Genomic DNA, 24,846 nt, shown 5'->3' with positions numbered 1-24,846 from the left:
GCCGGACCCCCTCCCGCCGGTGCTCCTTCCGCGGCCCGCCGCGAGCGGGTCGCTCACGCGCCGCGCCTGCGCAGCAGCAGGGCGACGGCGGCGCTGAGCAGCAGGCCGGAGATCATCTCCCCAGCGTAGGTCAGCGTCAGCAGGGCCGTGGTCTGCTCGGCGTCATCGGACTGGGGCATCGCGGCGGTCGTGGCCAGCCAGCCGCCCCAGGCGCCCAGTCCGCTCGCCCCGATCCAGGCGGCGCCGAGCGGCAGCTTCACCGGCAGTGCGGGGGCGGCACGGAACGCGAGCAGCAGCGTTCCGGCGACGGCGACGGCCACGAAGGCGACGCGCACACCCTCCAGGACACAGAAGTCGCTCGTGCGCTGCGCCACGCGGGCGGCGGGCAGTGCCACGGTCGATCCGGCCGCCCACATCACGTGCATGACGGCCGGGAACAGTGCGAGGAGGGCGCCGGCCACGGTCAGGGCGCGTACCGGCCGGCCCGTCACGGCGGAGGGCAGGTCCCACACCCGCCCCTGCCACAGGTGGCTCCAGCGGTCCCTGGCGTACAGCAGGAAGAGCGTGCCGAGAGAGAGGCCCTGGAGGATGAAACCGCCGTAGACGACGTTGAACACCCAGCCGTCCAGGAACGGTTCGCCCGCGTCCTGCGTCGCCGTGCCGCCCGCCGCGGAGGCCGCCAGCTGCACCGGGAAGCCGATCATGATCGGCGTGAGCAGCCCGGTCGCGCCCCACATCGGCACGCCGAGCAGCCAGGCGCGTACGCGCATGCCCCACGGTTGTGTGAGCAGCAGCGCGAGGACGACGACGGTCGCGTCCATCAGCACGGTGACGCTGTTGACGACGGCGATCAGCGCGGGGTGTTCCAGCAGGATGCTGCCCTCGGGGATGCCGATGCGGCTGCCGGAGATCCAGGCGATCTTGAGCCCCAGGTACGGCAGGCAGGCGGCGATCGCGACGGCACGCAGAGCGGACCGCAGCGGGCTGCGCCGTACGGGAAGGAGGGTGTCGGCCTCAGCCGGGAGCGATGTCGGTGTCATGACCCCCACACTCTCGGCGCGGGCGCCCGGACACCTCCTGCGTCGCGACGATCCGCCTCCGCCGCACGGCGGAGACCGGTCTCGGCGAGACGCGCCGCACGGCGGAGACCGGGCACGGACAGGACGCCGCCCCGCCCACCGGGTCACCCGGTCGTCGCACCGACCGGTGTGTCAGAGGCGCCTGGTCGCCAGCGTCAGGCGGTCGCGGGCGTCGAAGAGGGCATCCTTGATCATCTGCTCGTGCGCGGGAGTGAGCCGGGCCACCGGCACCGAGCAGCTGATCGCGTCGCGCGCCGGCGTGCGGTAGGGAATCGCGATGCCGAAGCAGCGCAGACCGAGGGTGTTCTCCTCGCGGTCGACCGCGTAGCCCCGTTCGCGGACGACGTGCAGCTCCTCGATGAGCTTCTCGCGGTCGGTGATCGTGTGCTCGGTCAGCGGCGCGAGCGTCTCCGGCAGCATCTTGCGCACCTGCTCGTCGCTGTACGTGGCGAGCAGCGCCTTGCCGAGCGAGGTGGAGTGCGCCGGGAGCCGGCGGCCGACGCGCGTGAAGGGGCGCAGGTAGTGCTGCGACTGCCGGGTGGCGAGGTAGACGACGTTGGTTCCGTCGAGGCGGCCGAGGTGGATCGTCTCCGTGGTGTCGTCGGAGAGCCGGTCCAGGGTGGGCCGGGCCGCCGCCACGACCTCGTCGCCGTCGATGTAGGAGGTGCCCACCAGCAGGGCCCGCACACCGATGCCGTACCGGGTGCCGGTGGCGTCGGTCTCGACCCAGCCGAGCTCGACCAGCGTGCGCAGGAGCATGTAGAGGCTGGACTTGGGATAGCCCACGGCCTCCTGGACTGCGGCGAGGGAGTGCATGCCCGGGCGGCCGGCGAAGTACTCGAGCAACTCGACCGTCCGCACCGCGGACTTGACCTGCGCTCCACCGGAATCGACTGCTGACATCGCTCTTCGCCCCTCTCGACCGCTCTCCGGCACCCGTCCTGACCGCGCGGAACGCCTTGACCCCGCGGAACGCCCGGAAATAGAGTCCCCAGAAGATTCATCACCAGGAACACTGTTCAGAATACCGAACAAATCCTGGGGGATGGCAGAGACCGGGAAGGAATGCGCGGTGGCAGCAGCACAAGTCTGGAGTGTCGACCCCCGAACCGGGAAGCAGCGCGAACAGGTTGCGGTGGAAGCCACAGCCGAGGAGGTCGACACCGCGGTACGAGCCGCGCACGCCGCCCGTGCCGCACTCGCCGACCGCACGGTCCGCGCCGCCTTCCTGCGCACCGCCGCGGCCCTCCTCGACGGCGCGGGGGACCGGCTCGTCGAGGCGGCCGACGCCGAGACCGCGCTCGGCCCCGTACGCCTCACCGGGGAACTGGCCCGCACCTGCTACCAGTTGCGCGCCTTCGCGGACATCGTCGACGAGGGCGCCTTCCTCGACGTGATCATCGACCACCCGGACGACACCGCCACCCCGCCGGTTCCCGACCTGCGCCGCTACAAGGTGCCGCTCGGGGTCGTCGCCGTCTACGCCGCGTCCAACTTCCCCTTCGCCTTCTCCGTGCCCGGCGGCGACACCGCGAGCGCCCTCGCCGCGGGCTGTCCCGTCGTCGTCAAGGCCCACCCCGACCACCCGGCTACCTCCGAGCTGGTCACCGCCCTCCTGCGCAGGGCGGCGGCCGGGCACGGCATCCCCGAGACGGTCGTCGGCCTGGTCCACGGCTTCGACGCGGGCGTCGAGCTGGTGAAGCACCCGTTGGTCGCGGCTGCGGGCTTCACCGGTTCCGTACGCGGCGGCCGCGCGCTCTTCGACGCGGCGGCGGCCAGGCCCGTCCCCATCCCCTTCCACGGCGAACTCGGCTCGCTGAACCCGGTCGTGGTCACCGAGGCGGCCGCCGCCGAGCGCGCCGAACAGATCGGCACCGGCCTCGCGGGCTCCATGACGCTCGGCGTCGGGCAGTTCTGCGTCAAGCCCGGTCTGGTGTTCGCGCCCGCGAGCCCGGCGGGGGACCAGCTCGTCAAGACGCTGACCGACGTGGTGAGCGACACCGCCGCGGGCGTCCTGCTGGACCACCGCATGCGCGACAACTTCGTCGCCGGAGTCGCCGAGCGCGCCGCCCTGCCGGACGTGGAGACCCCCGTGACCCCCGGCGCGGGCTCCGAGCACACCGTCAGCCCCGGTTTCCTGACCGTCCCCGCCGCGCGGCTCGCCGCGGACGGTGCGCACGACCTCCTCCTGGAGGAGTGCTTCGGACCGGTCACCGTCGTCGCCCGCTACGACAGCCACGACGACGTCACCGCGGTCCTGTCCCGCCTCCCCGGCAACCTCACCGCCACCGTCCACCTGTCCGGCGAGGAGGCCGAGGGCAACGGCAACGGCGCCTCGATCCTCGCCGAACTCACCCCGCTCGCCGGCCGCGTCCTCGTGAACGGCTGGCCGACCGGTGTCGCCGTCGCCGCCGCCCAGCACCACGGCGGCCCCTACCCGGCGACCACCTCCACCTCGACCTCGGTCGGCGGCACCGCGATCGAGCGCTGGATGCGCCCGGTCACGTACCAGACGACCCCCGAGGCGCTGCTGCCGCCGGAGCTTCGCGACGACAACCCGCTCGGCCTGCCCCGGCGCGTCGACGGCCGCCCCGAGCACTGACCACCCTCCCGGAGGGCTGATTCAGGACCTGGTCCCGGACACCCGGGCTCGGCGCCCCTGCCGAGCCCGGCGCCCTGCGGGCGGCCGAGGACGCCCGGGCGGGCAGCCGCATCGGCGGTCGCCGCCCATGCGGGCAACCGCGCGTGAGCCGTCCGCGTCCCCCGGCACATGATCAGGAACGCCGTACCGGCCGATCTCGACGCCATCGCCGCCCTGCACGCCGAGGCGCGCGCCAGTTACTACCGCGGCCACATCGCCGACGAACTGTTCGACAGCCCCGCAGAACACGCCCGTATGCGAGGGGGCTGGGAGGCGGGCATAGGGCGCGGCGCCGTGCTGTGCGCCGAGCGGGACGGCACGGTCGCGGGCGTCGCCGCCTCGCGCGAGATCGACGGCGTCATGCACCTCACCCAGTTCCATGTCGACCCCGCGCGCTGGCGCGCGGGCATCGGCACCGAACTGCACGCCGCCTGCGTCGCGTCGTGGCGGCGCGCAGGTGTGCCGACGGTCCGTCTGGAGGTGTTCGCGCACAACACCCGCGCCCAGCGCTTCTACGCCCGCCAGGGCTGGTCCCCGGATCCGGACGAACCCCGCTCCGGGAACCACCTGGTGCTGCGGCTGGAGTTGAACGGCTGACCGTTCAGCCGGTGTTCGTGGACGCGCAGGTGGAGCGCCGCCAGGTCGAGGAGCGGCGTGGCCACGCCGTGCGCGCGGGCACGGGCGACCAGGTCCCCGAGGACGTGCTCGGCCTCGGTGGGCAGGCCGGCCACCACGTCCCGGTACAAGGACGACGAGAACGGCACGCCGCTGCGGGTCACCGTCTCCTTGATGAAGGTCAGTTCGTCGTCCGGTAGGGGGAAGCCGGCCGCCGCCGACACGGCGGCGGCCTCGGCCAGGACGGCCGGGCCGATCTCGTGACCGCCGGGGACGGCGTTGATGTCGCCGACCGTGCCGCGCATGAGGCAGGTCAGCGCGCCGACGGTGCTGACGAACACCCACTTGTGCCACATCGCGGCGATGATGTCCGCGGGCGCATCGGAGTCCACTCCCGCGTCCCGCAGCAGGATGCGGGCGGCGTCCACGCGGGCGGACGGGCGGCCGTCCTGCTCGCCGAGGTTCAGCAGGGCGCGTGGCGCGAGCCGCACGATGTCCCCCCGGCCGTCGAGGGTCGTGGCGACCTTGGCGACACCGCCCAGCACCCGGCCGGCGCCGAAGCGGGCGTTCAGCTCGTCGAGATGCGCCATTCCGTTCAGGAGCGGGACCACGGCGGAGCCGGCTCCGACCGCGGGCGCGAGATCGTCCAGGGCGCCGCTCAGCGCGGTGGCCTTCACGGACAGCAGCACGAGGTCGTAGGGACCGGACAGCCCGTCTCGTCACGAGCCGGGGAGTGATCACCTCGTCCTCGCCGGCCCCGGTGAGACGCAGCCCGCGCTCGCGCAGGACCTCGGCACGCCGCGGCCGGACGAGGAAGGTCACGTCCGTGCCGGCCTGGGCGAGGCGCGCGCCGTAGAGACCTCCGGTGGCACCGGCTCCGACGACGAGAACATTCATGGGAATCCTTGCGGTTGCGGTGAGGTGGGTGCGGCGGGGGAGGCCCCTGGGGCCTGTGCCCGCGGACCTAGTCGGCGACGCGCAGCAGCAGCTTGCCGGTCGAGGTGCGTCCGCCCATCAGCGTGTGCGCGGCCGCGGCCTCGGCGAGCGGGAACTCGGCGGTCACCGGAAGCCTCACGGTGCCGTCCGACACCCGGCTCAGGGCGCGTTCGGTGATCAGGCGCAGGATGCCGGGGGAGGACTGGGCGAGCGCGAGGACGGAGAACGCGGCCACGGAGCGACCGCTTCCGATCAGGTCGGCCTGGCCGAGCTGCCACGGCTCGTCCCCGGAGGCGTTGCCGAAGGACACCAGCCGCCCGAAGGCGGCCAGCGCGCCGAGGCCGCGCCGGAAGGTGTCGCCGCCGACGGGGTCGAGGATCAGGTCGACGCCGCGTCCGTCCGTGGCGCGCAGCGCGTCGGCGGCGAAGTCGTCGCCCGTGAACACCTCGTCGTAGCCGTGCGCGAGGGCGTGCTCCGCCTTGGCGGGCGAGGACACCACCCCGTACACCGCTCCCGCGCCGGCCGCGCGGGCCAGCTGTCCCGCGACGGTGCCGATGCCGCCGGCCGCGCCGTGCACGAGCACGCTCTCCCCGGCCCGCAGCCGGCCGACCTCGTGCAGCAGGGCGTGCGCGGTCGGCAGCACCGTGGGCAGGGTCGCCGCCGTGCGCGGGTCGATGCCGTCGGGCAGCCGGAAGGCCGTGGCCGCGTCCGCGACGACGACGTCCGCGTAGGCGCCGGACGGGGTGAGCGCGGCGACGGCCTGCCCCGGCAGGAATCCCTCGACGCCGGGGCCGACGGCCCGGACGCGGCCTGAGACCTCCAGGCCGGGGACGAACGGCAGGGACGGGACGCGATAGCCGTCGGAGCGTGCCTTGAGGTCGGCGAAGTTCACGCCCGCGTAGGCGGCGTCGACGGTGATCTGTCCCGGCCCCGGTTCGGGGACCTCCGCCCGGACGAGCCGCAGTACCTCGGGGCCGCCGAACTCCGTGATCCGGATCGTACGCATGGCGGGGTGCCACCCTTCGACGAGACGAGTGTTCAATGGAAAGCGAACACTCGGAGTGTAAGATCGCGGTCGAACACTCGGCAAGAGGATGGAGGGGAACGGTATGCCGGACCAGTCGCCCACCGCCGGTCACCGTCCCGCGCCGGTGCACACCCACCCCGACGACGTGTCCGTCCTGACGGCCCTCGCCGCCCTCGCGGACCCGGTCCGCCTCCAGCTCGTCCGCGAACTGGCCGGCTCCCCGGTGTGGACCCGCAGCTGCGGCGGCTTCGACGTCCCGGTCGGCAAGGCGGCCCTGAGCCACCACTTCACGGTGCTGCGCGCGGCGGGCCTGGTCGAACAGCGCGACCAGGGCCCGAAGCGGGTCAACCGCCTGCGCCGCGAGGAGTTCGACGCACGATTCCCGGGGCTGCTGGAGCTGGTGCTGCGGCCCGACGACGGGGCGTAGCGGAGCCTCGTCCTCCACTCCTGCGTCTCGTCCGGAATGGGGAGGCGCCCGTGAGCGTTGACCCTGGCGCGGAGGTGGCCTCCGCATGCCCCGAGCCGCACGACCTGGAGTGATGAGAAGACATGCGCGTCGAGATCTGGAGCGACATCGCCTGCCCCTGGTGCTACATCGGCAAAGCCCGGTTCGAGAAGGGGCTCGCCGCTTTCGCGCACCGCGACGGGGTCGAGGTCGTGCACCGCTCCCTCGAGCTCGACCCGCGCCGCGCCAAGGGCGACACCGCCCCCGTGATCGACATGCTCGCCGCGAAGTACGGGCGCACTCGCGAGGAGGCGCGGGCCATGGAGGAGCACGTCGCCTCCAACGCCCGTGCGGAGGGCCTCGCTTACCGCACCGAGGGACGCGACCACGGCAACACCTTCGACATCCACCGCCTGTTGCACCTGGCCAAGGCCCGCGGTCGCCAGGACGAGCTCCTCGACCTCGCCTACCGGGCCAACTTCGCCGAGGAGCGGTCGGTCTTCGACGCCGACGTCCTGATCGCGCTCGGCGTCGCGGCGGGGCTCGGCGAGGACGAGGTGCGCGCGGTCCTGGCCGACGAGAGCGCCTACGCGGACGACGTACGGACCGACGAGCGCGAGGCCGCCGAGCTGGGCGCGCCCGGGGTGCCGTTCTTCGTCATCGACCGGCGCTACGGCGTCTCCGGCGGGCAGCCCGCGGAGGTCTTCACGCAGGCGCTGGAGCAGGCGTGGCAGGGCCGGGCGCTCACCCCGGTCGGCGCCGACGACTCCCCGGCCTGCGACGCCGACGGGTCCTGCGAGGTCCCCTCCGCCTGACGCCGTCCCCGGTGCCGCGCGCGGCTCCTACAGGGGCCGTACGAACGCGATGCCCGGCCGGCCGTCCACCACGAGCTCGCCCGTGGCCGTGAAGCCGGTACGGGCCAGCACCGCGCGCGAACCGGCGTTGTCCACCGTGGTCACCGCCCGCAGCTCGGTCAGCCCGTACTCCGCCGCCGCCAGTGCGCAGACCTCTCGCACGGCGGCGGTCGCCAGGCCGCGGCCCGCCGCGCTCTTCGCCACGCGGTAGCCGAGCTCGGCGCTGCCGTCGGCCACGTCGACGAGGTTGACCCGCCCCAGCACCCGCTCGCCCTCGTCGACGAGGACGTGGAAGTGGCACAGTCCGGTCGCCTGTGCGGCGAGCAGCGCCGCGTGCCGCTCGTCGAACCGCGCGAAGTACTCGTCGCCCCGGTCGGGGACCGACGCGGCGAAGTAGTCCCGGTTCTCCCGCTCGAACGCGAGGAGGGCGGGGGCGTGATCGGCACGGAGGCGCTGGACGGCCGGAGTGAGTGCGGGCATGACACGACGGTACCGGCCGGGGCCGGCGCCCGGGGCGTTGTTGACCGGGCGTCCCGATCATCGGAGGGTGGCCCCATGGAGAGACTTCACGCCCTCGGCGGCGGCGAGTTCGCCCCCGCGTCGACCTACCTGAACACCGCGGTGTGCGGGCTGCTGCCGCGCCGCACGGTCCGCGCGGTGACCCGGCTCGCCGAGGAACTGGCCGAGGGGCGCCCGGGCGGCTCGGGGGAGTCGGGCGCGGTGGACGCCACGCGCCGCTCGTTCGCCCGGCTCACGGGCGTGGACGAGGGGCGCGTCGCCGTCGGCGGCTCGGTCTCGGTGCACGTCGGGCTGATCGCCGCGTCGATGCCGCCGGGCGCCGAAGTCCTCTTCCCCGAGGGGGAGTACGCGTCCGTCATCACTCCGTTCACGGTGCGCGGCGACCTGAAGCTGCGGTACGCGCCGCTGGACGCGCTGGCCGAGGCCGTGCGGCCCGGGACGGCGCTGGTGGCCTTCTCGTCGGTGCAGTCGGCGGACGGGAGGATCGCGGACATGGCCGCCGTACGGTCGGCCGCGGCGGCGCACGGCGCCCGTACGCTGCTGGACGCCAGCCAGTCGGCGGGCTGGCTGCCGCTGCGCGCGGGGGAGTGGGACTTCACCGTGACGGGTGGCTTCAAGTTCCTGCTGTGCCCGCGGGGCGTCTCGTTCCTGACCGTGACGGAGGAGGCGCAGGACGGGCTGGCGCCGATGCACGCGGGCACGTTCGCGGCCGAGCGGCTGTGGGAGACGACGTACGGCCCGATCGACGAGCTCGCACACTCGGCCCGCCGCTACGACGAGCCCCCGGCCTTCCTCGCCTACCACGGCGGCGAGCAGTCGCTCGCGCTGCTGGAGGAGATCGGCATCGGCGCGGTGCACGCGCACGTGGTGGCGCTGGCGCGGCGTTTCCGGGCCGGCCTCGTGTCCCTCGGGCACGAGCCGGTTCCGGGCGGCTCGGCGATCGTCGCGGTCCCGGGCCTCGGCGCCCGCGCGGCGGAGCTGGCCGAGGCGGGCATCGTCGTCTCGGCGCGGGCGGGCCGGCTGAGGGCGGCGTTCCACCTGTACAACACGGACGAGGACGTGGACCGCGCGCTGGAGCGCATCGGCCCGCGCTAGCGCGCGGCCCTCACGCCTCCGCTTCTCCGCAGTCCGCCGTCTCGGTGCACAGGCTGGCCTCGACCTTGCCCAGCAGGCGGGCCAGTTCGCTGCGTTCGTCCGGGTCCAGGCCGGCCAGCGTCTGCTCCTCCAGTGCGGTCCAGGCCGCCGACATGTCCGCGAGCAGCGCGCAGCTGCGCTCCGTCGCCTCGACGACCACCGCGCGACGGTCCGCGGGGTCGGGGCTGCGGCTGACGTGGCCCGTCTGTTCCAGGCGCTGGAGCATCTTGGTGACCGTCGAGGGGTCCAGCCCCACTTCCTTGATCAGCTCCGACTGCCGTACCGGGCCGGCGCCCCACAGGCGCATCATCAGGAACTCCTGACCGGGGTAGAGGTCCAGCTCCCTGAGCAGCTTTCCCGCGGCGATGCGGTGCAGCCTCGCCACCCGGGACAGCGCGTGGCTCACGGGGCCGCCGCGTGCGGCGTGGGGGAGCGCTTCCGCGCAGGCGGCGTAGCCCTGCGTCTCGGGCGCGGCGGACATGGCGACCTCCTCGGACACCCCCTGGGGGCAGCGGCTGCGGGCCGGTCGGCCCGTGTTCACGATGCTGTCACAGATATTACCTTGGTCGGCCAATGAATGAGGTACAGTGACGTCTCATTAGTTGGCCGACCATATAAGTTTGGGGACGATCATGACCACCGCATTCGACCCGATCCGCCTCGGCGGCAGGCAGCTCGCCAACCGCATCGCCATGGCGCCGATGACCCGTAGTCGCGCCCACGGCCCCGGCCTGACGCCCACGCCGTCCGTCGCAGAGTACTACGCGCAGCGCGCCTCCGCCGGCCTGATCGTCACCGAGGGCATCCAGCCCTCCGTCGTCGGCCAGGGCTACCCCGACACCCCCGGGCTCCACAGCCGCGAGCAGATCGCCGCCTGGCGCGAGGTCACCGACGCCGTGCACGCCGCGGGCGGCACGATCTTCGCCCAGCTGATGCACGCCGGCCGCATCGGCCACCCCGTGCTGCTGCCCGACGGCCTCGTCCCGGTCGGCGTCTCCGCCGTCGCCGCGCAGGGCCAGGTCTACACCCACGAGGGCCCCAAGGACTTCGTCACGCCCAAGGAGCTGAGCGCCGAGGAGGTACGGGCGACGATCGCCGACTTCGCCGCCGCCGCGCGCAACGCCGTCGAGGCGGGCTTCGACGGGGTCGAGCTGCACGGCGCCAACGGCTACCTGATCCACCAGTTCCTGGCGCCCAACACCAACCTGCGGACCGACGAGTGGGGCGGTTCCGACGAGAACCGGATCCGTTTCGCCGTGGAGGCGGTCAAGGCCGTGGCCGACGAGATCGGCGCCGAGCGCACCGCCATCCGGCTCTCGCCCTCCAACCCGTACAACGACATCGAGGAGCCGGAGCCCGAGGCCGTCTACACCGCCCTCGTCCAGCGACTCGAACCGCTCGGGCTCGCCTACCTGCACCTCATCGAGGCCACCCCCGGCCAGAGGGAGTTCGTCCAGACGCTGCGCAAGCGGTTCGGCGGCACGGTCGTGCTCAACGCGGCCACCGACGGCCCGACCGGCCCGGGGGAGCTGGCCCTGATCGAGGACGGCGTCGCCGATCTGATCTCCTACGGCGCCCTGTTCCTCGCCAACCCCGACCTGCCGGCCCGTCTCCGGGCCGGCGGGCCGTACAACACCCCCGACCCGTCCTCCTTCTTCGGCGGCGGCGACCAGGGCTACATCGACTACCCGGCCCTCGTCTGAGCGGCCGGACACGCGGGCGGGGCCGGTCTCCGGAGGGGGAGGAGACCGGCCCCGCCGTGCTCGGGGTGCCCGGCTAGCGCACCGGGGTGAAGTCCCGGGCCCCGATGAACTCCGGCCGCCGCACCGGAGCGGCGAACGGCTCCACCGCCGCATTCTCCACGCTGTTGAACACGATGAAGACGTTGCTGCGCGGATACGGCGTGATGTTGTCGCCCGATCCGTGCATGCAGTTGCAGTCGAACCAGGTCGCCGAACCGGCGCGGCCCGTGAACAGCCGGATCCCGTGGGCGTCGGCGAAGCGCGTCAGCGCCTCGTCCGACGGCGTCCCGGCGTCCTGCATCTGCAGCGACTTCTTGTAGTTGTCCTTCGGCGTCTCACCCGCGCAGCCGAGGAACGTCCTGTGCGACCCCGGCATGATCATCAGGCCGCCGTTGGTGTCCAGGTTCTCGGTCAGCGCGATCGACACGGACACGGTCCGCATGTTCGGCAGTCCGTCCTCGGCGTGCCAGGTCTCGAAATCCGAGTGCCAGTAGAAGCCCGAGGCGCCGAAGCCCGGCTTGACGTTGATACGCGACTGGTGGACGTACACGTCCGAGCCGAGGATCTGACGGGCTCTGCCCACCACCCGTTCGTCGCGCACCAGCGCGGCGAAGACCTCGCTCAGCCGGTGCACCTCGAACACCGACCGCACGTCCTGGGACTGCGGCTCGATGATGGAGCGTTCGTCGGCCCGTACCGCCGGGTCGGCGATCAGCCGGTCCAGCTCGGCACGGTAGAGCGCCACCTCGTCGTCACGGATGAGCTGGTCGACGGCGAGGAAGCCGTCGCGCTCGTAGCCCATCAGGTCGGCCGTGGCGATCGGGCCGGGCGTGCCCGGAGCGGACCAGACGACCGGGTCCTTTCGCGGGGTCGTCACCTCGGTCGCGCCACGGGTCGGGTACAGGTCGGTGCGTGCGGGTGCGGTGGTCATGTCTCAGCCCTCCTCCGTCAGCAGCGGGTACACGCCGTTCTCGTCATGGTCCTCCCGTCCGGTCACGGGCGGATTGAAGACGCAGACGCAGCGGAAGTCCGTCTTGGGGCGCATGGTGTGCTTCTCGTGACCGTCCAGCAGGTACATGGTCCCCGGCTCGATCCAGTGGGTCTCGCCCGTCTCGTCGTTGGTCAGCTCGGCCTCGCCCTCCACGCACAGCACGGCCTCGATGTGGTTCGCGTACCACATCGACGTCTCCGTGCCCGCGTACAGCACGGTCTCGTGCAGCGAGAAGCCGACCTTCTCCTTGGCGAGCACGATGCGCTTGCTCTCCCAGGTGCCGGACGCGGCCTTCACATGGCGGTCGGTGTTCTCGATGTCCTTGAACGATCGGACGATCACGGTGAGTCGTTGCCTTTCTGGTCTCTGCGGTGGTCAGGCGGTCTCGCGGACGGCGCGCGCCAGGATGCGCAGGCCCTCGTCCAGTTCGTCGGCGGAGACGGTCAGCGGCGGCAGCAGCTTCACGACCTCGCTCTCGGGGCCCGACGTCTCCAGGAGCAGTCCCAGCTCGAAGGCGCGGGCGCACACCCTGCCGGCGCGTGCCTTGTCGTCGAACTCCATGCCCCACACGAGCCCGCGGCCGCGGAAGCCGACGCCCTCGCCGCCGAGTTCGTCGACGATCGCGAGCAGCGCGCGCTCGACCTGCTCGCCGCGCGCGATGGTCTGCTTCTCCATCTGCCCGTCGGCCCAGTAGGTGCCGAGCGCGGCCGCGGCCGTCACGAACGCCGGGTTGTTGCCGCGGAAGGTGCCGTTGTGCTCGCCCGGCTCCCAGATGTCCAGCTCGGGCTTGAACAGGCAGAGCGACATGGGCAGTCCGTAGCCGCTGATCGACTTGGACAGCGTGACGATGTCCGGGGTGATCCCGGCCTCCTCGAACGAGAAGAACCCGCCTGTGCGGCCGCAGCCCATCTGGATGTCGTCGACGATCAGCAGCATGTCCTGGCGCTCGCACAGGTCCGCCAGCGCGCGCAGCCACTCGGCCCGGGCCACGTTGATGCCGCCCTCGCCCTGGACCGTCTCGACGATCACGGCGGCCGGCTTGTTGAGGCCGGAGCCCTGGTCCTCCAGCAGGCGCTCGAACCACAGGAAGTCCGGGACCTGGCCGTCGAAGTAGTTGTCGAACGGCATCGGGGTGCCGTGCACCAGCGGGATGCCGGCGCCGGCGCGCTTGAAGGCGTTGCCCGTGACGGCGAGCGAGCCCAGCGACATGCCGTGGAAGGCGTTGGTGAACGAGACGATCGCCTCGCGCCCCTTCACCTTGCGGGCCAGCTTCAGCGCGGCCTCGACCGCGTTGGTGCCCGTCGGGCCGGGGAACATGACCTTGTACGGCAGGTCGCGCGGGCGCAGCACGATGTTCTGGAACGACTCCAGGAAGGCGCGCTTCGCGCTCGTCGCCATGTCCAGGCCGTGGGTGATGCCGTCCCGCTCGAGGTAGTCGATCAGCGCCCGTTTCAGGACGGGGTTGTTGTGCCCGTAGTTGAGCGATCCGGCGCCGGCGAAGAAGTCCAGGTAGGTGTGGCCGTCCTCGTCGTGCAGGTAGCTGCCCTGCGCGCGGTCGAACACGGCGGGCCAGCCGCGGCAGTAGCTGCGCACCTCGGATTCGAGGGTCTCGAAGACGCTCAGGGCGGGCGGGGTGATGGTCACAGCGGTCTCCATGGGGGTGGGGGTCAGGCGGCGAGGGGGCCGATGCGGTAGAGCACTTCCGGCTGGTGCGTTCCTTCGGGGAACAGGCCGCCGTCGAAGAGGACTTCGCGGCGCAGCTCCGCGTCGTGACGCCGGGCGTAGGAGGTGAACAGGCGGTCGGACGCCGTGTTGTCCGGCGTGATCGTCGTCTCGATCTCGCGCACCCCGCGGCCGCCGGTGACCTTGGCCGTCAGGGCGTCCAGCAGGACGCCGGCCAGCCCCCGGCCGCGGTGCTCGCGGTCGACGGCGACCTGCCAGACGACGAGCGCCTCCGGACGGTCGGGCCGCACGTAGCCGGTCACGAAGGCGATCGGCTCGCCGTCGGGGCCGCGTGCCACGACGGAGGTGGCCGCGAAGTCGCGACACCACAGCAGATAGCTGTACGAGGAGTTGAGGTCCAGGACCTCGGAGTCGCGGGCGATGCGCCAGATCGCGGCTCCGTCCTCCACTCGCGGGGTGTCGATCTCCAGCAGGTCCGGTGAATCGGTCAATTCTTCTCGGGCTCGTACAAGGTCTTCTTGTGCGGCGGTCATGCGAATTGAATTTACCGAGCAAATTCCGAGATTGCATCGGGCCAGGGGGTTGGGTCAGAGCGCCTTCTGTGTTATCGCGCGGGCGCGAGCCGTCCCGCCGATCGCCAGACGATCGCGCTGGTTTGCCCGTATTTAAGCGGGCAAATCGCGTCCGATGTGGGGTCGGTCACATGTCCGTAACCACGTTGACACCCCCTCGAATCGCCTCCGGAAGTCGATCGGAATCCGTACGTTTAGGTACGGAGATCGGGGGCAGCAGAATGCGGGGAGCTGTTCACTTGAATTTGCTCCCCGCCTTTACGGGTTCTGCTGTGAATATGTTTTACGGGATGAGGGGCGGGCAGGTGCTACCACTTCTCGCCGACCGCCCGCCGCGCACCTTCCAGGTCCACCTGGCGGCCCTGCTCTGCCAGCGCGGCGCCGAGCGCCGCGAGGGACGACTGCACGACACCGCGCGTCGCGTCCACGCCGTAGTGGTTGACCCGGATCATCTCCTTCGCCAGCGCCCCTCCACCGGCGATCAGCGGCAGCGAGGGATCGGCGGCGAGCGCCGCCGCCACCAGGTCACGCGCGCCCAGGCCGTCCGGGGCGCGCAGCGTCGTCGCGACCGGAGCCGCGTCCTTCGCCTCGTGGACGTACGGGGTCAGACCGCCGCCGAGCGCCAGCGCGCCCGCGCGCGTGGCCGCCGCGGCCGAGGCGTGCCGTGCCATCACCGCATCGAGCCCCTCCGCCTCGATGCGCTCGACGCACGCCTCCAGCGCCAGCATCTCCAGCTGGGCGGGCGCGTGCAGCAGGGCCCGGCGCCCGCCGTCGATCCAGCGCTCCTTCCAGTCCATCAGCGACAGGTACGAACGCCGGGGCGCGGCCGGGTTCGCCGCGATGCGCTCCCAGGCGCGCTCGCTCACCGACACCGCGGACACGCCCGCCGGGCCGCCCATCGCCTTCTGTGCACCGATCACGCACAGGTCCACGCCCCAGGCGTCCGGCAGCAGGTGCTCCGCCCCCACCGAGGCGACCGCGTCCAGCATGAACAGCGCGCCGTGCGCCCGGACCACCTCGCCGATCTCCGCGACCGGGTTGGTGTTGCCGGTCGCGGCCTCGGCGTGCACCAGCGAGACGAAGTCGATCTCCGGGTGCGCCGCCAGCGCCTCCTCCACCTGCCCGGCCGTCACGGCGGTGTGGAACGGCACGTCGAGGTCGACGACACGGGTGCCGCAGTCGCGCAGCCAGTCGCCGAAGGTCTGCCCGTAGGGGCCGGTCACCACGTTCAGTGCCGTCGAGCCCGCCCGCGCGCCGCCCCGGATACAGCCCTCCAGGGGCAGCAGCGCCTCGCCCTGCATGATCACCACGTCCTGGCCGGTGCCCAGCAGCGCGGCGACCCTGCGCTCGATCGAGGCGAAGTGCGAGGCGGTCAACGGGGCCAGGTCGAGCAGGGGGTGTGTCACGGCGAGCTCTCTTCGATCAGCGGTGCCGGCCCGTCGCCCGGGCCTCCGGCCGAGCCTGCCGAGGCCCCGGGCACCCGCCTTTGTACGCCTCGTACAGTGCTGGGCATGAGCGATGACACGGTGCTGCACGTGAAGGGGCGGGTGCTCGTCGGACCCGAGGACGTACGGGACGAGGTGTGGGTCGTGGAGGGCCGCATCACCTACGACCGTCCTCGCGCCGAGGCGGTCACCGTGCACGGCTGGGCCCTGCCCGGACTCGTCGACGCCCACTGCCACGTGGGACTCGACCACCAGGGCCCGGTCGACGCCGCGACCAGCGAGAAGCAGGCGCTCACGGACCGGGACGCGGGCACCCTGCTGCTGCGCGACGCGGGGTCCCCATCGGACACCCGGTGGATCGACGACCGCGAGGACCTGCCGAAGATCATCAGGGCCGGCCGTCACATCGCGCGCACCCGCCGCTACATCCGCAACTACGCCCACGAGATCGAGCCCGCCGACCTCGTGGCCTACGTCGCCCACGAGGCCCGGCGCGGCGACGGCTGGGTCAAGCTCGTCGGCGACTGGATCGACCGCGACGCGGGCGACCTGACCGCCTGCTGGCCGCGCGACGCGGTGGAGGCCGCGATCGCCGAGGCGCACCGGCTGGGCGCGCGGGTGACGGCCCACTGCTTCGCCGAGGACTCGCTGCGCGACCTCGTGGAGGCGGGAATCGACTGCATCGAGCACGCGACGGGACTCACCGAGGACACGATCCCGCTGTTCGCCGAGCGCGGCGTCGCGATCGTCCCGACGCTGGTCAACATCGGCACGTTCCCCGCACTGGCGGCGGGCGGCGAGAGCAAGTTCCCGCGCTGGTCGGCCCATATGCGAAGGCTGCACGAGCGCCGGTACGACACCGTGCGCGCCGCCTACGACGCCGGGATCCCCGTCTTCGTCGGCACGGACGCGGGCGGCTCGCTGGCGCACGGGCTGGTCGCCGACGAGGTCGCCGAGCTGGTGAAGGCCGGCATCCCGCCGGTCCGGGCGCTGTCGGCGACCACGTGGGGCGCGCGGGAGTGGCTCGGCCGCCCGGCGCTGGAGGAGGGCGCCCCGGCGGACCTGGTCGTGTACGACGAGGACCCGCGTGCCGACGTCCGGGCGCTCGCGGGCCCGCGGCGGGTGGTGCTGAACGGACGGATCGTCGGCTGACGCGGTCCCGCCGGCCGCCCCCGGGCGGCGTGTTGACCCGGCGTGACCCGGCCGTGCCGCACTCGTTGAAGCACTTTCCCGTGCGCCGGCCGGTGGACCGGCGCACCTCACGCGGGCGGTGACAGGCGGGGCCACGAGGAACACCCGTGCCCCAAGAATCGAATACTGACGCGGAAACCTCACTTTAGGGTGAACTCGCCTCGGTTGACTGTCGGTTCACTCTCCGTGCGTAAAGGATGCGGGTGTCTTCGCCACCGCGTCCACGTGTCCCCGTGGACGCGGCGGCGCCATGTCTCCTGTGGGGGTTCCACCACCGTGAACAGCAACACCTTCCGCCTGCCCGCCGCCCGTGTGCCCGCACGCAAGGCCGTCGCGGGAGCGGCCGCCGCCGCACTGGCCGCCGTCCCGCTGGCTCTCGCGTCGCCCGCGCACGCCACCGGCGGCGACGGAAAGGCGGAGGCGGTCGTCCTCCGTACCGGTCTCGACGTCTCCCTGATCGACAAGACCGCGCACGTCCCGCTGAAGGCCACTCTCAACGAGGTGCGCGCCCCCGGCAGCGCCGAGAAGACCGCCCTGAGCGTCCGGTTGGACGGCGTCGACGAGGGGCGGCCGTTCCAGGTGCTGCGTGCCGACGTGGCCACGGCCAGGGCCACTGTCGAGGACGGCCGGGCCGCCGCGTACAGCAACCTGGTCCGCGCCCGCGTGCACGTGCCCGGACTGCCCCTGCTGTCGCTCGTCGAGGTCGAGAAGGCCACCTCCGAGGCCGTGTGCGCTGCGGGGAGCAAGCCCGCCGCCACCTCCAACGTGCTCGGACACGTCAAGGTGCTCGGCAAGAAGGTGACGCTCAGCGCGGGCGGACAGACGCGCGTCGCGGTGCCCGGCGTCGGCGAGGTCACCCTCGACCTGTCGAAGACGCAGACCACGTCCCGCACGGCCGCGGCGACGGCCCTGCGCCTCACGGTGTCGGTCGACCCGCTGGACCTCAACGTCGCCGCGGTCACCGGCGAGGTGACCCTCGTCGAAGCGGCCTGCGAAGCGCCCGACGCCCCGACGAAGCCGTCCGAGAAGCCCACGGAGAAGCCGTCGAAGGCCCCGGCCGACAACATCGCGCCGCAGACCGGGAAGGAGCCCGAGGAGAACCTGGCGGAGACCGGCGGCAGTTCCAGCACCCCGTACATCGCGGGCGGCGCCGGTCTGCTGCTCGCCGCCGGCGCGGCCACGATCGTCCTGTCGCGCCGACGCTCCGGCTCCCGGGGCTGACCCGCTCCGGTCCGGCCGGGCCCCACCGAGGGGGAGGGGCCCGGCCGGGCCGGGAGGCCGGGCCCGTGCGTCAGCCCACCATGACCAGGGCCTGGTCCAGGGCCTGCAGGAAACGATTCGTCGTCACCCTGTCCCGGACCGCGAGCCGCAGCCAGTCGCCGTCCAGCCCCGGGAACGTGTCCCCGCGCCGGACGGCGAAGCCCAGCCCCCGCAGCCGCTCCCGCACCTCCTGCGCACGCCGGACCCGGACGAGCACGAACGGGCCCTCGGCGCTGTCCACCGCCCGTACCTCGTCGAACTCCGCGAGACCCGCCAGCAGATGGGCGCGGTCCGCGGCGATCTGACGCGCCGCGTCCTCGGCCTCCGCCAGCGCGGCGCCGCCCATGCACGCCTCCGCCGCGGCCAACGCGGGCGTGGACACCGGCCACAGCGGCTGGGCGCGCTCCAGCGCGGCGATCGTGGCCGGCTCCGCCAGCACGTACCCGATCCGCAGGCCCGCGAGTCCCCACGTCTTGGTGAGACTGCGCAGCACGACAAGGCCCGGTACGTCGGTGCGGCCCGCGAGCGCCTCCACCTCTCCCGGCACCGCGTCCATGAACGCCTCGTCCACGACCAGCAGCCGCCCAGGACGCGCCAGTTCGGCGATCCGCGCGGCCGGGTGCAGGACGGACGTCGGATTGGTCGGATTGCCGATCACGACCAGATCGGCCGAATCCGGCACCGCCTTCGGATCCAGCCGGAAGCCGTTCTCCTCCCGCAGCAGGACGCGCCCCACGTCGTGGCCCGCGTCCCGCAGAGCCGCCTCCGGCTCCGTGAACTGCGGATGCACGACGACCGGCCTGCGCACCGGCAGCGCCCGCGCGAGCAGCACGAACGCCTCCGCCGCACCCGCCGTCAGCAGCACCCGCTGCATCGGCAGCCCGTGCCGGGCCGCGACCGCGGTCCGCGCGGCGCGCCCGTCCGGATAGGCCGCCAGCGAGTCCATCGACGCGGCGATGCGCTCCCGGAGCCACCGCGGGGGCGTGCCGGTACGGACGTTGACCGCGAGGTCGACCAGGCCCGAGCCGCCGTCCCTGACCTCGGCGTCCCCGTGGTGGCGCAGATCGTGCCCGGACGGCTCGGAACGCTCCGGGTGTTCGGGATGGCCCCGGTCGTCAGTGCGCGTGTACATGGCCGCCGCGCAACGGTACGGGAAGACGGGTCACAGGGGTCTCCTCGATGTGTGGGGGGTGGAAGAACGCACGACGGTCATCATGTCTCCTGCCGCCGGATCCCGGCAGAGGCAGGGGACGTTCGCGTGGAGCTCCGCGCGATGGCGCACGTCACACCCGCGGGCCGCCCCACGGGACACGACGTGCGCTTGGGCACCAGCAGTTCGCCGCCGCCCGCCAGGGCCGCCGCCTCGGCGACCGACGGCGTCCCGACGGCCGCCAGCGCCGCGCCGGACGGGCCGGGCACCGGCACGGCGGCGAGCCGCGCGGCGGAGTACGCCACCAGGGGAACGCCCAGCCGCCCGGCCACGCCCACGATTCCCGGCTCGCCGGCCTTCACGTCGAGCGTGGCGACCTCCACCACGTCCGCCGCCGCCAGGCCCGCCTCGCGCAGCGCCGTCAGGACGAGTTCCACCACCTCGTCGACGGGCACACCCCTCGACGCGCCGACGCCGACGACGAGAGCGGGCGGACCGGTCATGGGGCACTCCTCGGAGTCGGGGCACAGGCGGGGCGGGGAAGTCAATCCGGTGCGGCGGCGACGTGCACGGCGGCCGGTCGATGGGCTAGCAAAGGCGCATGGCGGTGTTCGTCGCGCTCGGCGCGTTCCTGATGACGCTGTTCGGCGGCTGGATGGCGCACCGCGTCACCGACCGCCGCCACCTCGTGCTGGGCCTCGCGGGCGGCCTCATGCTCGGCGTCGTCGGGCTCGACCTGCTGCCCGAGGCGGCGGAGGCGGCGGGCCGGCCGGTGTTCGGCGTACCGCAGGCGCTGCTGCTGTTCGCCGGCGGCTTCCTCGTGGCCCACTGCGTGGAACGGCTGCTGGCCGTACGACAGGCCGCGCACGGCGGGGAACGACGCGTACCGCAGGTGGGGCTGACGGCGGCCGCGGCGATGGTGACCCACAGCCTCATGGACGGCATCGCCCTCGGCGCCGCCTTCCAGGTGGGCGGCGGCATGGGCGCCACCGTCGCGCTCGCCGTCGTCATCCACGACTTCGCCGACGGCTTCAACACGTACACGATCACCAGCCTGTACGGGAACACCCGCCGCAAGGCGGTCGTCATGCTCATCGCCGACGCGCTCGCGCCCGTGGTGGGGGCGGCGTCCACGCTGCTGTTCACTCTTCCTGAGGAACTTCTCGGCAGCTACCTCGGGTTCTTCGGCGGCGCGCTGCTCTACCTCGCGGCGGCCGAGATCCTGCCCGAGGCGCACCACGAACACCCCGCCCGTTCCACCCTGTTGTGCACGATCAGCGGTGTCGGCTTCATCTGGCTGGTGGTCGGCCTCGCCGAATGACCCGGCCTCCGTCATGCCCGGCAGGCGTCGACGAACCGGGCGGCGACCTCGGGCCGCGACGCCCAGTGGGTGTGCAGATAGCTGGCATGCACGCCCTGGTGCACGAAGCCCTCCACCCTGCGCTCCGGACGCACCATGCCCCACGCGGGCGTGGCCCCGGCCCCCGGCTCCAGCACCGTGCGGTGGAACTCGTGGCCACGCATGCGCGTCCCGGCCGCGGCGAGCGGGCTGTCGCCCACGGCCACGGCCTCCCGGTAGCCGAGCGTGAGCCGCCCGGTCATGCGCGCGTCCGCGTCCAGCACCCCGCACATGGGCTTCCCGTCCAGGGAACGCGCGAGGTACAGCAGCCCGGCGCACTCGGCGGCGACCGGCGCCCCGGACCGGGCCAGCTCGGCGACGGCCTTGCGCAGCGACTCGTTCGCCGACAGCTCGGGGGCGTACACCTCAGGGAATCCGCCGCCGACGACGAGCCCGCGCGTCCCATCCGGGAGTTGCTCGTCCCGCAGCGGGTCGAAGGTCACGACCTCGGCGCCGGCGGCCTTCAGCAGTTCGACGTGCTCGGCGTACGAGAAGGTGAACGCGGGCCCGCCGGCGACGGCGACGACGGGGTGGGGGCCGTCGTCCCGCAGGGCGGGGCCGGTGGGCACCATCCCACCACCACCGCCGTGCGGCCGCTTCACGACGTCCGGCTCCCACGGAGCATGCGACAACGCCGGCGCGCTCCGGGCGAGGGCCAGCAGCGCCTCCAGATCGCACCCCGCCCGCACCTGCTCCGCCTGCGCCCGCACGGCATCGACGGCCTCGGCCTGCCGCTCGGCCACCGGCACGAGCCCGAGGTGCCGCGACGGCGTCGCCACCGCAGGCGCCCGTCGGAGTACGCCCAGAACCGGCACCCCCGACTCCTCCAGCGCCTCCCGCAGCAGCCGCTCGTGCCGGTCGGTGGCGACCTTGTTCAGGATCACCCCGCCGATCCGGACCTCCGGGTCCCAGGACGCGAACCCGTGCACCAGCGCCGCCACCGACCGGGACTGCGACGACGCGTCCACCACCAGCACGACGGGTGCCCGCAGGAGTTTCGCGACCTGTGCGGTCGACGCGAGTTCACCCTGGCCCGCGGCTCCGTCGTACAGGCCCATCACGCCTTCGACGACGGCCAGTTCGCAGCCGCGCGCACCGTGCGCGAAGAGCGGAGCGATCAGCTCCGTGCCGCACAGGTACGCGTCGAGGTTGCGGCCGGGCCGCCCGGTGGCCAACGCGTGGTAGCCGGGGTCGATGTAGTCCGGGCCGACCTTGTGCGGCGAGACCGCGAGACCGCGGTCGGCGAACGCGGCCATCAGGCCCGTCGCGACCGTGGTCTTGCCCGCGCCGGAGGACGGCGCGGCGATGACGAGACGTGCTACCACTCGATGCCCCGCTGGCCCTTCTGCCCGACGTCCATCGGGTGCTTGACCTTCGACATGTCGGTCACCAGATCGGCGAAGTCGATCAGCTTCTGCGGGGCGTTGCGGCCGGTGATCACCACGTGCTGGGTGCCGGGCCGCTCGCGCAGCACCTCGACGACCTCGTCGGTGTCGATCCACCCCCAGTGCATGGGGTAGGCGAACTCGTCCAGCACGTAGAGCTTGTACGTCTGCGCCGCCAGGTCCCGCTTGACCTGCTCCCAGCCCTCACGCGCCTTGTCCTCGTTGGACAGCTCGCCCTCGGCGGTGGGGCGCTGGATCCACGACCAGCCCTCGCCCATCTTGTGCCAGGCGACCGTGCCGCCCTCGCCGCTCGCGCCGAGCACCTTGAGCGCGTTCTCCTCGCCGACCTTCCACTTGGCCGACTTCACGAACTGGAAGACCCCGACCGGCCAGCCCTGGTTCCAGGCCCGCAGCGCGAGCCCGAACGCGGCGGTCGACTTGCCCTTGCCGATGCCCGTGTGCACGAACACGAGCGGACGGTTGCGGCGCTGACGGGTGGTGAGTCCGTCGTCCGGTACGACGGTCGGCTGTCCCTGCGGCATTAGGCGGCCCTTCTGCTGATGGCGTGTACGGAGCGGACGTCCTTGACGAGACCGGCGATCGAGTCGGCGCGCAGCTCGTCGAGGGTGACGGCGGTGCCGCCGAGTTCGCCGGCGAGGGCGCCGGCCAGACCGAGCCGTACGTGTCCCGACTCGCAGTCCACGACGACCGACGCGGTTCCTTCGGCGGCGTGCAGCCGCGCGGCGCGCAGGGCGAGCGCGAACGCGTCGCCCGCACCCCGAGCCGTGGCGCGGCCGTCCGTCACCACGACGAGCAGCGGGCGGCGCGACGGGTCGCGCAGGCGCTCGACGCGCAGCACCTCGTGCGCCTTGAGCAGCCCCGCCGCCAGGGGCGTACGGCCGCCCGTCGGCAGCTGCTCCAGCCGGGCCGCGGCCGCGTCCACCGACGACGTCGGGGGCAGCGCCAGCTCCGCGTCCTTCCCGCGGAACGTGACCAGGCCGACCTTGTCGCGCCGCTGGTACGCGTCCAGCAGCAGCGACAGGACCGCGCCCTTGACGGCGCTCATCCGCTGCCGTGCCGCCATCGATCCCGAGGCGTCCACCGCGAACAGCACGAGGTTGCCCTCGCGCCCCTCGCGGGTCGCCTGCCGCAGATCGTCCCGGCGGACCACCAGGCCGGGACCGCTGCGCCCGCGAGCGCGCTGGTGCGGGGCCGCGGCCTGCACGGTGGCGGCCAGGTGGAGCTTCGTGAGTGCGCCCCGGGGCCGGCGGGATCCGGTCGTCCGCCCGTGGTCGGTACGCGCCCGGGACCTGCGGCCCGCCGCGCCCTCGCCCAGGCCGGGCACGCTGAGCACCTTCGCGCGGAACGGCTCCGAGGCCCGTACCGGCTGCTGCTCACCCCGCCCGGCGCCGGGGGCCGGTGCGGGCGGCGTCTCCGCCTCGGCGGGCTCGGACGACGCGTCCGGGCCCTGGCCCTGCGGCGGCACCCCACCGCCGTCGGGACCGCCCCCGCCGGGGCCGCCTCCGTCGGGACCGGGGTCCGGGTCGGGATCGGGCTCGTCGTCGCCGAACTGCTCCAGGGTTTCGTCGAGCCGGTCCTCGTCGAGGCCCGGCGCGTCGAAGGGATTGCGCCGCCTGCGGTGCGGCAGCGCGAGCAGCGCGGCCTGGCGCACGTCGTCGGTGGTGACCTCGTCGCGGCCCACCCAGGCCGCCAGCGCCGTCGCCGTACGCGCCATCACGATGTCCGCGCGCATGCCGTCCACCTCGAACGCCGCGCACGTGGCCGCGATCTGACGCAGCACCGCGTCGCCGAGGACCACCCGCGGCAGCAGCTCCCGCGCCGCCACGATCCGCTCCCGCAGCGCCGCCTCCTCGTCCGCCCAGCGGGCCGCGAAACCGGCCGGGTCGTCGTCGTACGCCAGCCTGCGCCGTACGACCTCCACCCGCTGGTCGGGGTCCCGGGAGGCGGCGACCTCCACCGTGAGGCCGAAGCGGTCCAGCAACTGGGGCCGCAGTTCGCCCTCTTCGGGGTTCATGGTGCCGACGAGCAGGAAGCGCGAGGCGTGCCGTACGGAGACGCCTTCCCGCTCGACGTACGAGGCGCCCATGGCAGCGGCGTCCAGCAGCAGGTCGATCAAGTGGTCGTGCAGCAGGTTGACCTCGTCGACGTACAGGATCCCGCGGTGCGCGCCCGCGAGCAGGCCCGGCTCGAAGGCCTTCACGCCCTCGGCGAGGGCCCGTTCGATGTCGAGCGCGCCGACGAGCCGGTCCTCGGAGGCGCCGACGGGCAGCTCGACCAGGCGCATCGGCCGCGCCGAGGCGGCCCCGCCGTCGTGCGGACCGTCCGGGCACGCCGGGTCCGGCGCCGCGGGCGCGCAGGAGAACCGGCACCCGGCGACGACGTCGACATCCGGCATCAGCGACGCGAGCGCCCGCACGGCGGTCGACTTGGCGGTCCCTTTCTCACCGCGCACGAGCACGCCGCCGACCGCCGGACTGACCGCGTTGAGCAGGAGGGCCAGCCGCAGGTCGTCCATTCCGACGACCGCGGTGAACGGATAGGGGGTGCTCATCCTTTGATCACTCCTTTGCTGGGGAAAACCAGCCCCGCTGGGGGCACTCCCCCTGGCTTCGCCGAGGGGACGCCCGCCCGCGGCCGCCAGGCCGTAGGGGGAGGTTGAGGGGCGGGGGTCTGGGGGCGGAGCCCCCGAAACGGGGTCTGGGGCGGAGCTCCGGTTCGGGATGGGGGTACCACCCACGTCGCCAGGCGGAGGGGGAG

General features: G+C 73.2%; 24 protein-coding genes and 2 pseudogenes. 9 read left to right on the top strand and 17 right to left on the bottom strand.

The annotated features are described in order from the left end of the window. Positions 1–53: 53 nt before the first annotated feature. The gene (locus tag ACWD0A_RS13750; RefSeq protein ID WP_451297699.1) at positions 54–1,040 is read right to left on the bottom strand and encodes a hypothetical protein; all 987 of its coding nucleotides are present in this window, start codon (positions 1,038–1,040) and stop codon (positions 54–56) included. A gap of 171 nt (positions 1,041–1,211) precedes the next feature. Further along, positions 1,212–1,982 (bottom strand): IclR family transcriptional regulator, encoded by a 771-nt coding sequence (locus tag ACWD0A_RS13745; protein ID WP_451297697.1) that lies wholly within the window; start codon positions 1,980–1,982, stop codon positions 1,212–1,214. Between the two features lie 169 nt (positions 1,983–2,151). Between ACWD0A_RS13745 and ACWD0A_RS13740 the strand changes: the two genes are divergently transcribed. Continuing rightward, positions 2,152–3,681 carry an aldehyde dehydrogenase (NADP(+)) gene (locus ACWD0A_RS13740; RefSeq protein WP_451297695.1) on the top strand — a complete coding sequence of 510 codons (1,530 nt, stop codon included), beginning with the start codon at positions 2,152–2,154 and terminating at the stop codon, positions 3,679–3,681. Between the two features lie 168 nt (positions 3,682–3,849). Further along, on the top strand, positions 3,850–4,317 hold the full coding sequence (locus ACWD0A_RS13735; RefSeq protein WP_451297693.1) for an N-acetyltransferase family protein: 468 nt from the start codon (positions 3,850–3,852) through the stop codon (positions 4,315–4,317). On the opposite strand, the gene ACWD0A_RS13730 is transcribed toward ACWD0A_RS13735, so the two are convergent. The 3 genes and pseudogenes from ACWD0A_RS13730 to ACWD0A_RS13720 all read right to left on the bottom strand — a co-directional run bounded on the left by ACWD0A_RS13730 (position 4,233) and on the right by ACWD0A_RS13720 (position 6,277). After that, on the bottom strand, positions 4,233–5,024 hold the full coding sequence (locus tag ACWD0A_RS13730; protein WP_451297691.1) for a ketopantoate reductase C-terminal domain-containing protein: 792 nt from the start codon (positions 5,022–5,024) through the stop codon (positions 4,233–4,235). The genes ACWD0A_RS13735 and ACWD0A_RS13730 overlap by 85 nt on opposite strands. A gap of 82 nt (positions 5,025–5,106) precedes the next feature. Further along, positions 5,107–5,232, bottom strand: a pseudogene (locus tag ACWD0A_RS13725) (ketopantoate reductase family protein); the annotation flags it as partial. A 67-nt stretch (positions 5,233–5,299) separates the two neighbouring features. Further along, the gene (locus ACWD0A_RS13720; protein WP_451297689.1) at positions 5,300–6,277 is read right to left on the bottom strand and encodes a quinone oxidoreductase family protein; all 978 of its coding nucleotides are present in this window, start codon (positions 6,275–6,277) and stop codon (positions 5,300–5,302) included. A gap of 103 nt (positions 6,278–6,380) precedes the next feature. Here ACWD0A_RS13720 and ACWD0A_RS13715 point away from each other — a divergent pair, with 103 nt between their 5' ends. Both ACWD0A_RS13715 and ACWD0A_RS13710 read left to right on the top strand, forming a co-directional pair. After that, positions 6,381–6,725: an ArsR/SmtB family transcription factor gene (locus ACWD0A_RS13715; protein WP_451297687.1), complete on the top strand. Its 345-nt coding sequence runs from the start codon at positions 6,381–6,383 to the stop codon at positions 6,723–6,725. 122 nt (positions 6,726–6,847) lie between these two features. Further along, positions 6,848–7,558, top strand: coding sequence for a DsbA family oxidoreductase (locus ACWD0A_RS13710; RefSeq protein ID WP_451297685.1), 711 nt, complete (start codon positions 6,848–6,850; stop codon positions 7,556–7,558). Between the two features lie 27 nt (positions 7,559–7,585). Here ACWD0A_RS13710 and ACWD0A_RS13705 read toward each other — a convergent pair whose 3' ends face one another. Then, positions 7,586–8,077 (bottom strand): GNAT family N-acetyltransferase, encoded by a 492-nt coding sequence (locus ACWD0A_RS13705; protein WP_451297683.1) that lies wholly within the window; start codon positions 8,075–8,077, stop codon positions 7,586–7,588. A gap of 75 nt (positions 8,078–8,152) precedes the next feature. Between ACWD0A_RS13705 and ACWD0A_RS13700 the strand changes: the two genes are divergently transcribed. Further along, positions 8,153–9,211 carry an aminotransferase class V-fold PLP-dependent enzyme gene (locus ACWD0A_RS13700; RefSeq protein WP_451297681.1) on the top strand — a complete coding sequence of 353 codons (1,059 nt, stop codon included), beginning with the start codon at positions 8,153–8,155 and terminating at the stop codon, positions 9,209–9,211. A 10-nt stretch (positions 9,212–9,221) separates the two neighbouring features. Here ACWD0A_RS13700 and ACWD0A_RS13695 read toward each other — a convergent pair whose 3' ends face one another. After that, positions 9,222–9,731, bottom strand: a complete 510-nt coding sequence (locus ACWD0A_RS13695; RefSeq protein ID WP_451297679.1) for a MarR family winged helix-turn-helix transcriptional regulator — start codon at positions 9,729–9,731, stop codon at positions 9,222–9,224. Between the two features lie 151 nt (positions 9,732–9,882). Between ACWD0A_RS13695 and ACWD0A_RS13690 the strand changes: the two genes are divergently transcribed. Further along, on the top strand, positions 9,883–10,953 hold the full coding sequence (locus tag ACWD0A_RS13690; protein ID WP_451297677.1) for an alkene reductase: 1,071 nt from the start codon (positions 9,883–9,885) through the stop codon (positions 10,951–10,953). Positions 10,954–11,026: 73 nt separating this feature from the next. Here ACWD0A_RS13690 and thpD read toward each other — a convergent pair whose 3' ends face one another. The 5 genes from thpD to ACWD0A_RS13665 all read right to left on the bottom strand — a co-directional run bounded on the left by thpD (position 11,027) and on the right by ACWD0A_RS13665 (position 15,644). Next, the gene (thpD, locus tag ACWD0A_RS13685; RefSeq protein WP_451297675.1) at positions 11,027–11,923 is read right to left on the bottom strand and encodes an ectoine hydroxylase; all 897 of its coding nucleotides are present in this window, start codon (positions 11,921–11,923) and stop codon (positions 11,027–11,029) included. A gap of 3 nt (positions 11,924–11,926) precedes the next feature. Next, on the bottom strand, positions 11,927–12,325 hold the full coding sequence (locus ACWD0A_RS13680; RefSeq protein ID WP_177148896.1) for an ectoine synthase: 399 nt from the start codon (positions 12,323–12,325) through the stop codon (positions 11,927–11,929). Positions 12,326–12,358: 33 nt separating this feature from the next. Further along, the gene (gene ectB / locus ACWD0A_RS13675; protein ID WP_451297866.1) at positions 12,359–13,627 is read right to left on the bottom strand and encodes a diaminobutyrate--2-oxoglutarate transaminase; all 1,269 of its coding nucleotides are present in this window, start codon (positions 13,625–13,627) and stop codon (positions 12,359–12,361) included. A gap of 23 nt (positions 13,628–13,650) precedes the next feature. Further along, positions 13,651–14,199, bottom strand: a complete 549-nt coding sequence (gene ectA / locus ACWD0A_RS13670) for a diaminobutyrate acetyltransferase (RefSeq protein ID WP_307716119.1) — start codon at positions 14,197–14,199, stop codon at positions 13,651–13,653. 347 nt (positions 14,200–14,546) lie between these two features. Then, positions 14,547–15,644 carry a pyridoxal-phosphate-dependent aminotransferase family protein gene (locus tag ACWD0A_RS13665; protein WP_451297672.1) on the bottom strand — a complete coding sequence of 366 codons (1,098 nt, stop codon included), beginning with the start codon at positions 15,642–15,644 and terminating at the stop codon, positions 14,547–14,549. 105 nt (positions 15,645–15,749) lie between these two features. Here ACWD0A_RS13665 and ACWD0A_RS13660 point away from each other — a divergent pair, with 105 nt between their 5' ends. Together ACWD0A_RS13660 and ACWD0A_RS13655 are read left to right on the top strand one after the other, a co-directional pair. Next, entirely contained in the window at positions 15,750–16,835 is a 1,086-nt protein-coding gene (locus ACWD0A_RS13660) for an amidohydrolase family protein (RefSeq protein WP_451297670.1), read from the top strand. 315 nt (positions 16,836–17,150) lie between these two features. Further along, a complete protein-coding gene (locus ACWD0A_RS13655) occupies positions 17,151–18,095 on the top strand; it encodes an SCO1860 family LAETG-anchored protein (protein WP_451297668.1) in 945 nt (314 codons plus the stop codon). Between the two features lie 70 nt (positions 18,096–18,165). Here ACWD0A_RS13655 and cobC read toward each other — a convergent pair whose 3' ends face one another. After that, positions 18,166–19,266, bottom strand: a complete 1,101-nt coding sequence (cobC, locus tag ACWD0A_RS13650; protein WP_451297666.1) for an Rv2231c family pyridoxal phosphate-dependent protein CobC — start codon at positions 19,264–19,266, stop codon at positions 18,166–18,168. Positions 19,267–19,364: 98 nt separating this feature from the next. Further along, positions 19,365–19,778, bottom strand: a pseudogene (locus tag ACWD0A_RS13645) (cobalamin biosynthesis protein); the annotation flags it as partial. A 107-nt stretch (positions 19,779–19,885) separates the two neighbouring features. Between ACWD0A_RS13645 and ACWD0A_RS13640 the strand changes: the two are divergent. Further along, a complete protein-coding gene (locus ACWD0A_RS13640; protein ID WP_451297664.1) occupies positions 19,886–20,605 on the top strand; it encodes a ZIP family metal transporter in 720 nt (239 codons plus the stop codon). Positions 20,606–20,616: 11 nt separating this feature from the next. Here the strand turns inward: ACWD0A_RS13640 and ACWD0A_RS13635 are convergent, their stop codons facing one another. From ACWD0A_RS13635 to ACWD0A_RS13625, 3 genes are read right to left on the bottom strand one after another with little or no spacing between them, the layout of a single operon-like run. Further along, a complete protein-coding gene (locus ACWD0A_RS13635; RefSeq protein WP_451297662.1) occupies positions 20,617–22,008 on the bottom strand; it encodes a cobyrinate a,c-diamide synthase in 1,392 nt (463 codons plus the stop codon). Continuing rightward, the gene (gene cobO, locus ACWD0A_RS13630) at positions 22,002–22,610 is read right to left on the bottom strand and encodes a cob(I)yrinic acid a,c-diamide adenosyltransferase (RefSeq protein WP_177148904.1); all 609 of its coding nucleotides are present in this window, start codon (positions 22,608–22,610) and stop codon (positions 22,002–22,004) included. The genes ACWD0A_RS13635 and cobO overlap by 7 nt, the downstream gene beginning before the upstream one ends. Continuing rightward, on the bottom strand, positions 22,610–24,640 hold the full coding sequence (locus ACWD0A_RS13625; protein WP_451297660.1) for a putative cobaltochelatase: 2,031 nt from the start codon (positions 24,638–24,640) through the stop codon (positions 22,610–22,612). Before ACWD0A_RS13625 ends, cobO begins: the two co-directional genes overlap by 1 nt. Between the last annotated feature and the right edge of the window lie 206 nt (positions 24,641–24,846).

The sequence above is a fragment of the Streptomyces sp. NPDC002867 genome, from assembly GCF_053591895.1.
Note: the sequence above shows the minus strand (reverse complement) of the source record. Positions and strands in the feature narration are given on the sequence as shown.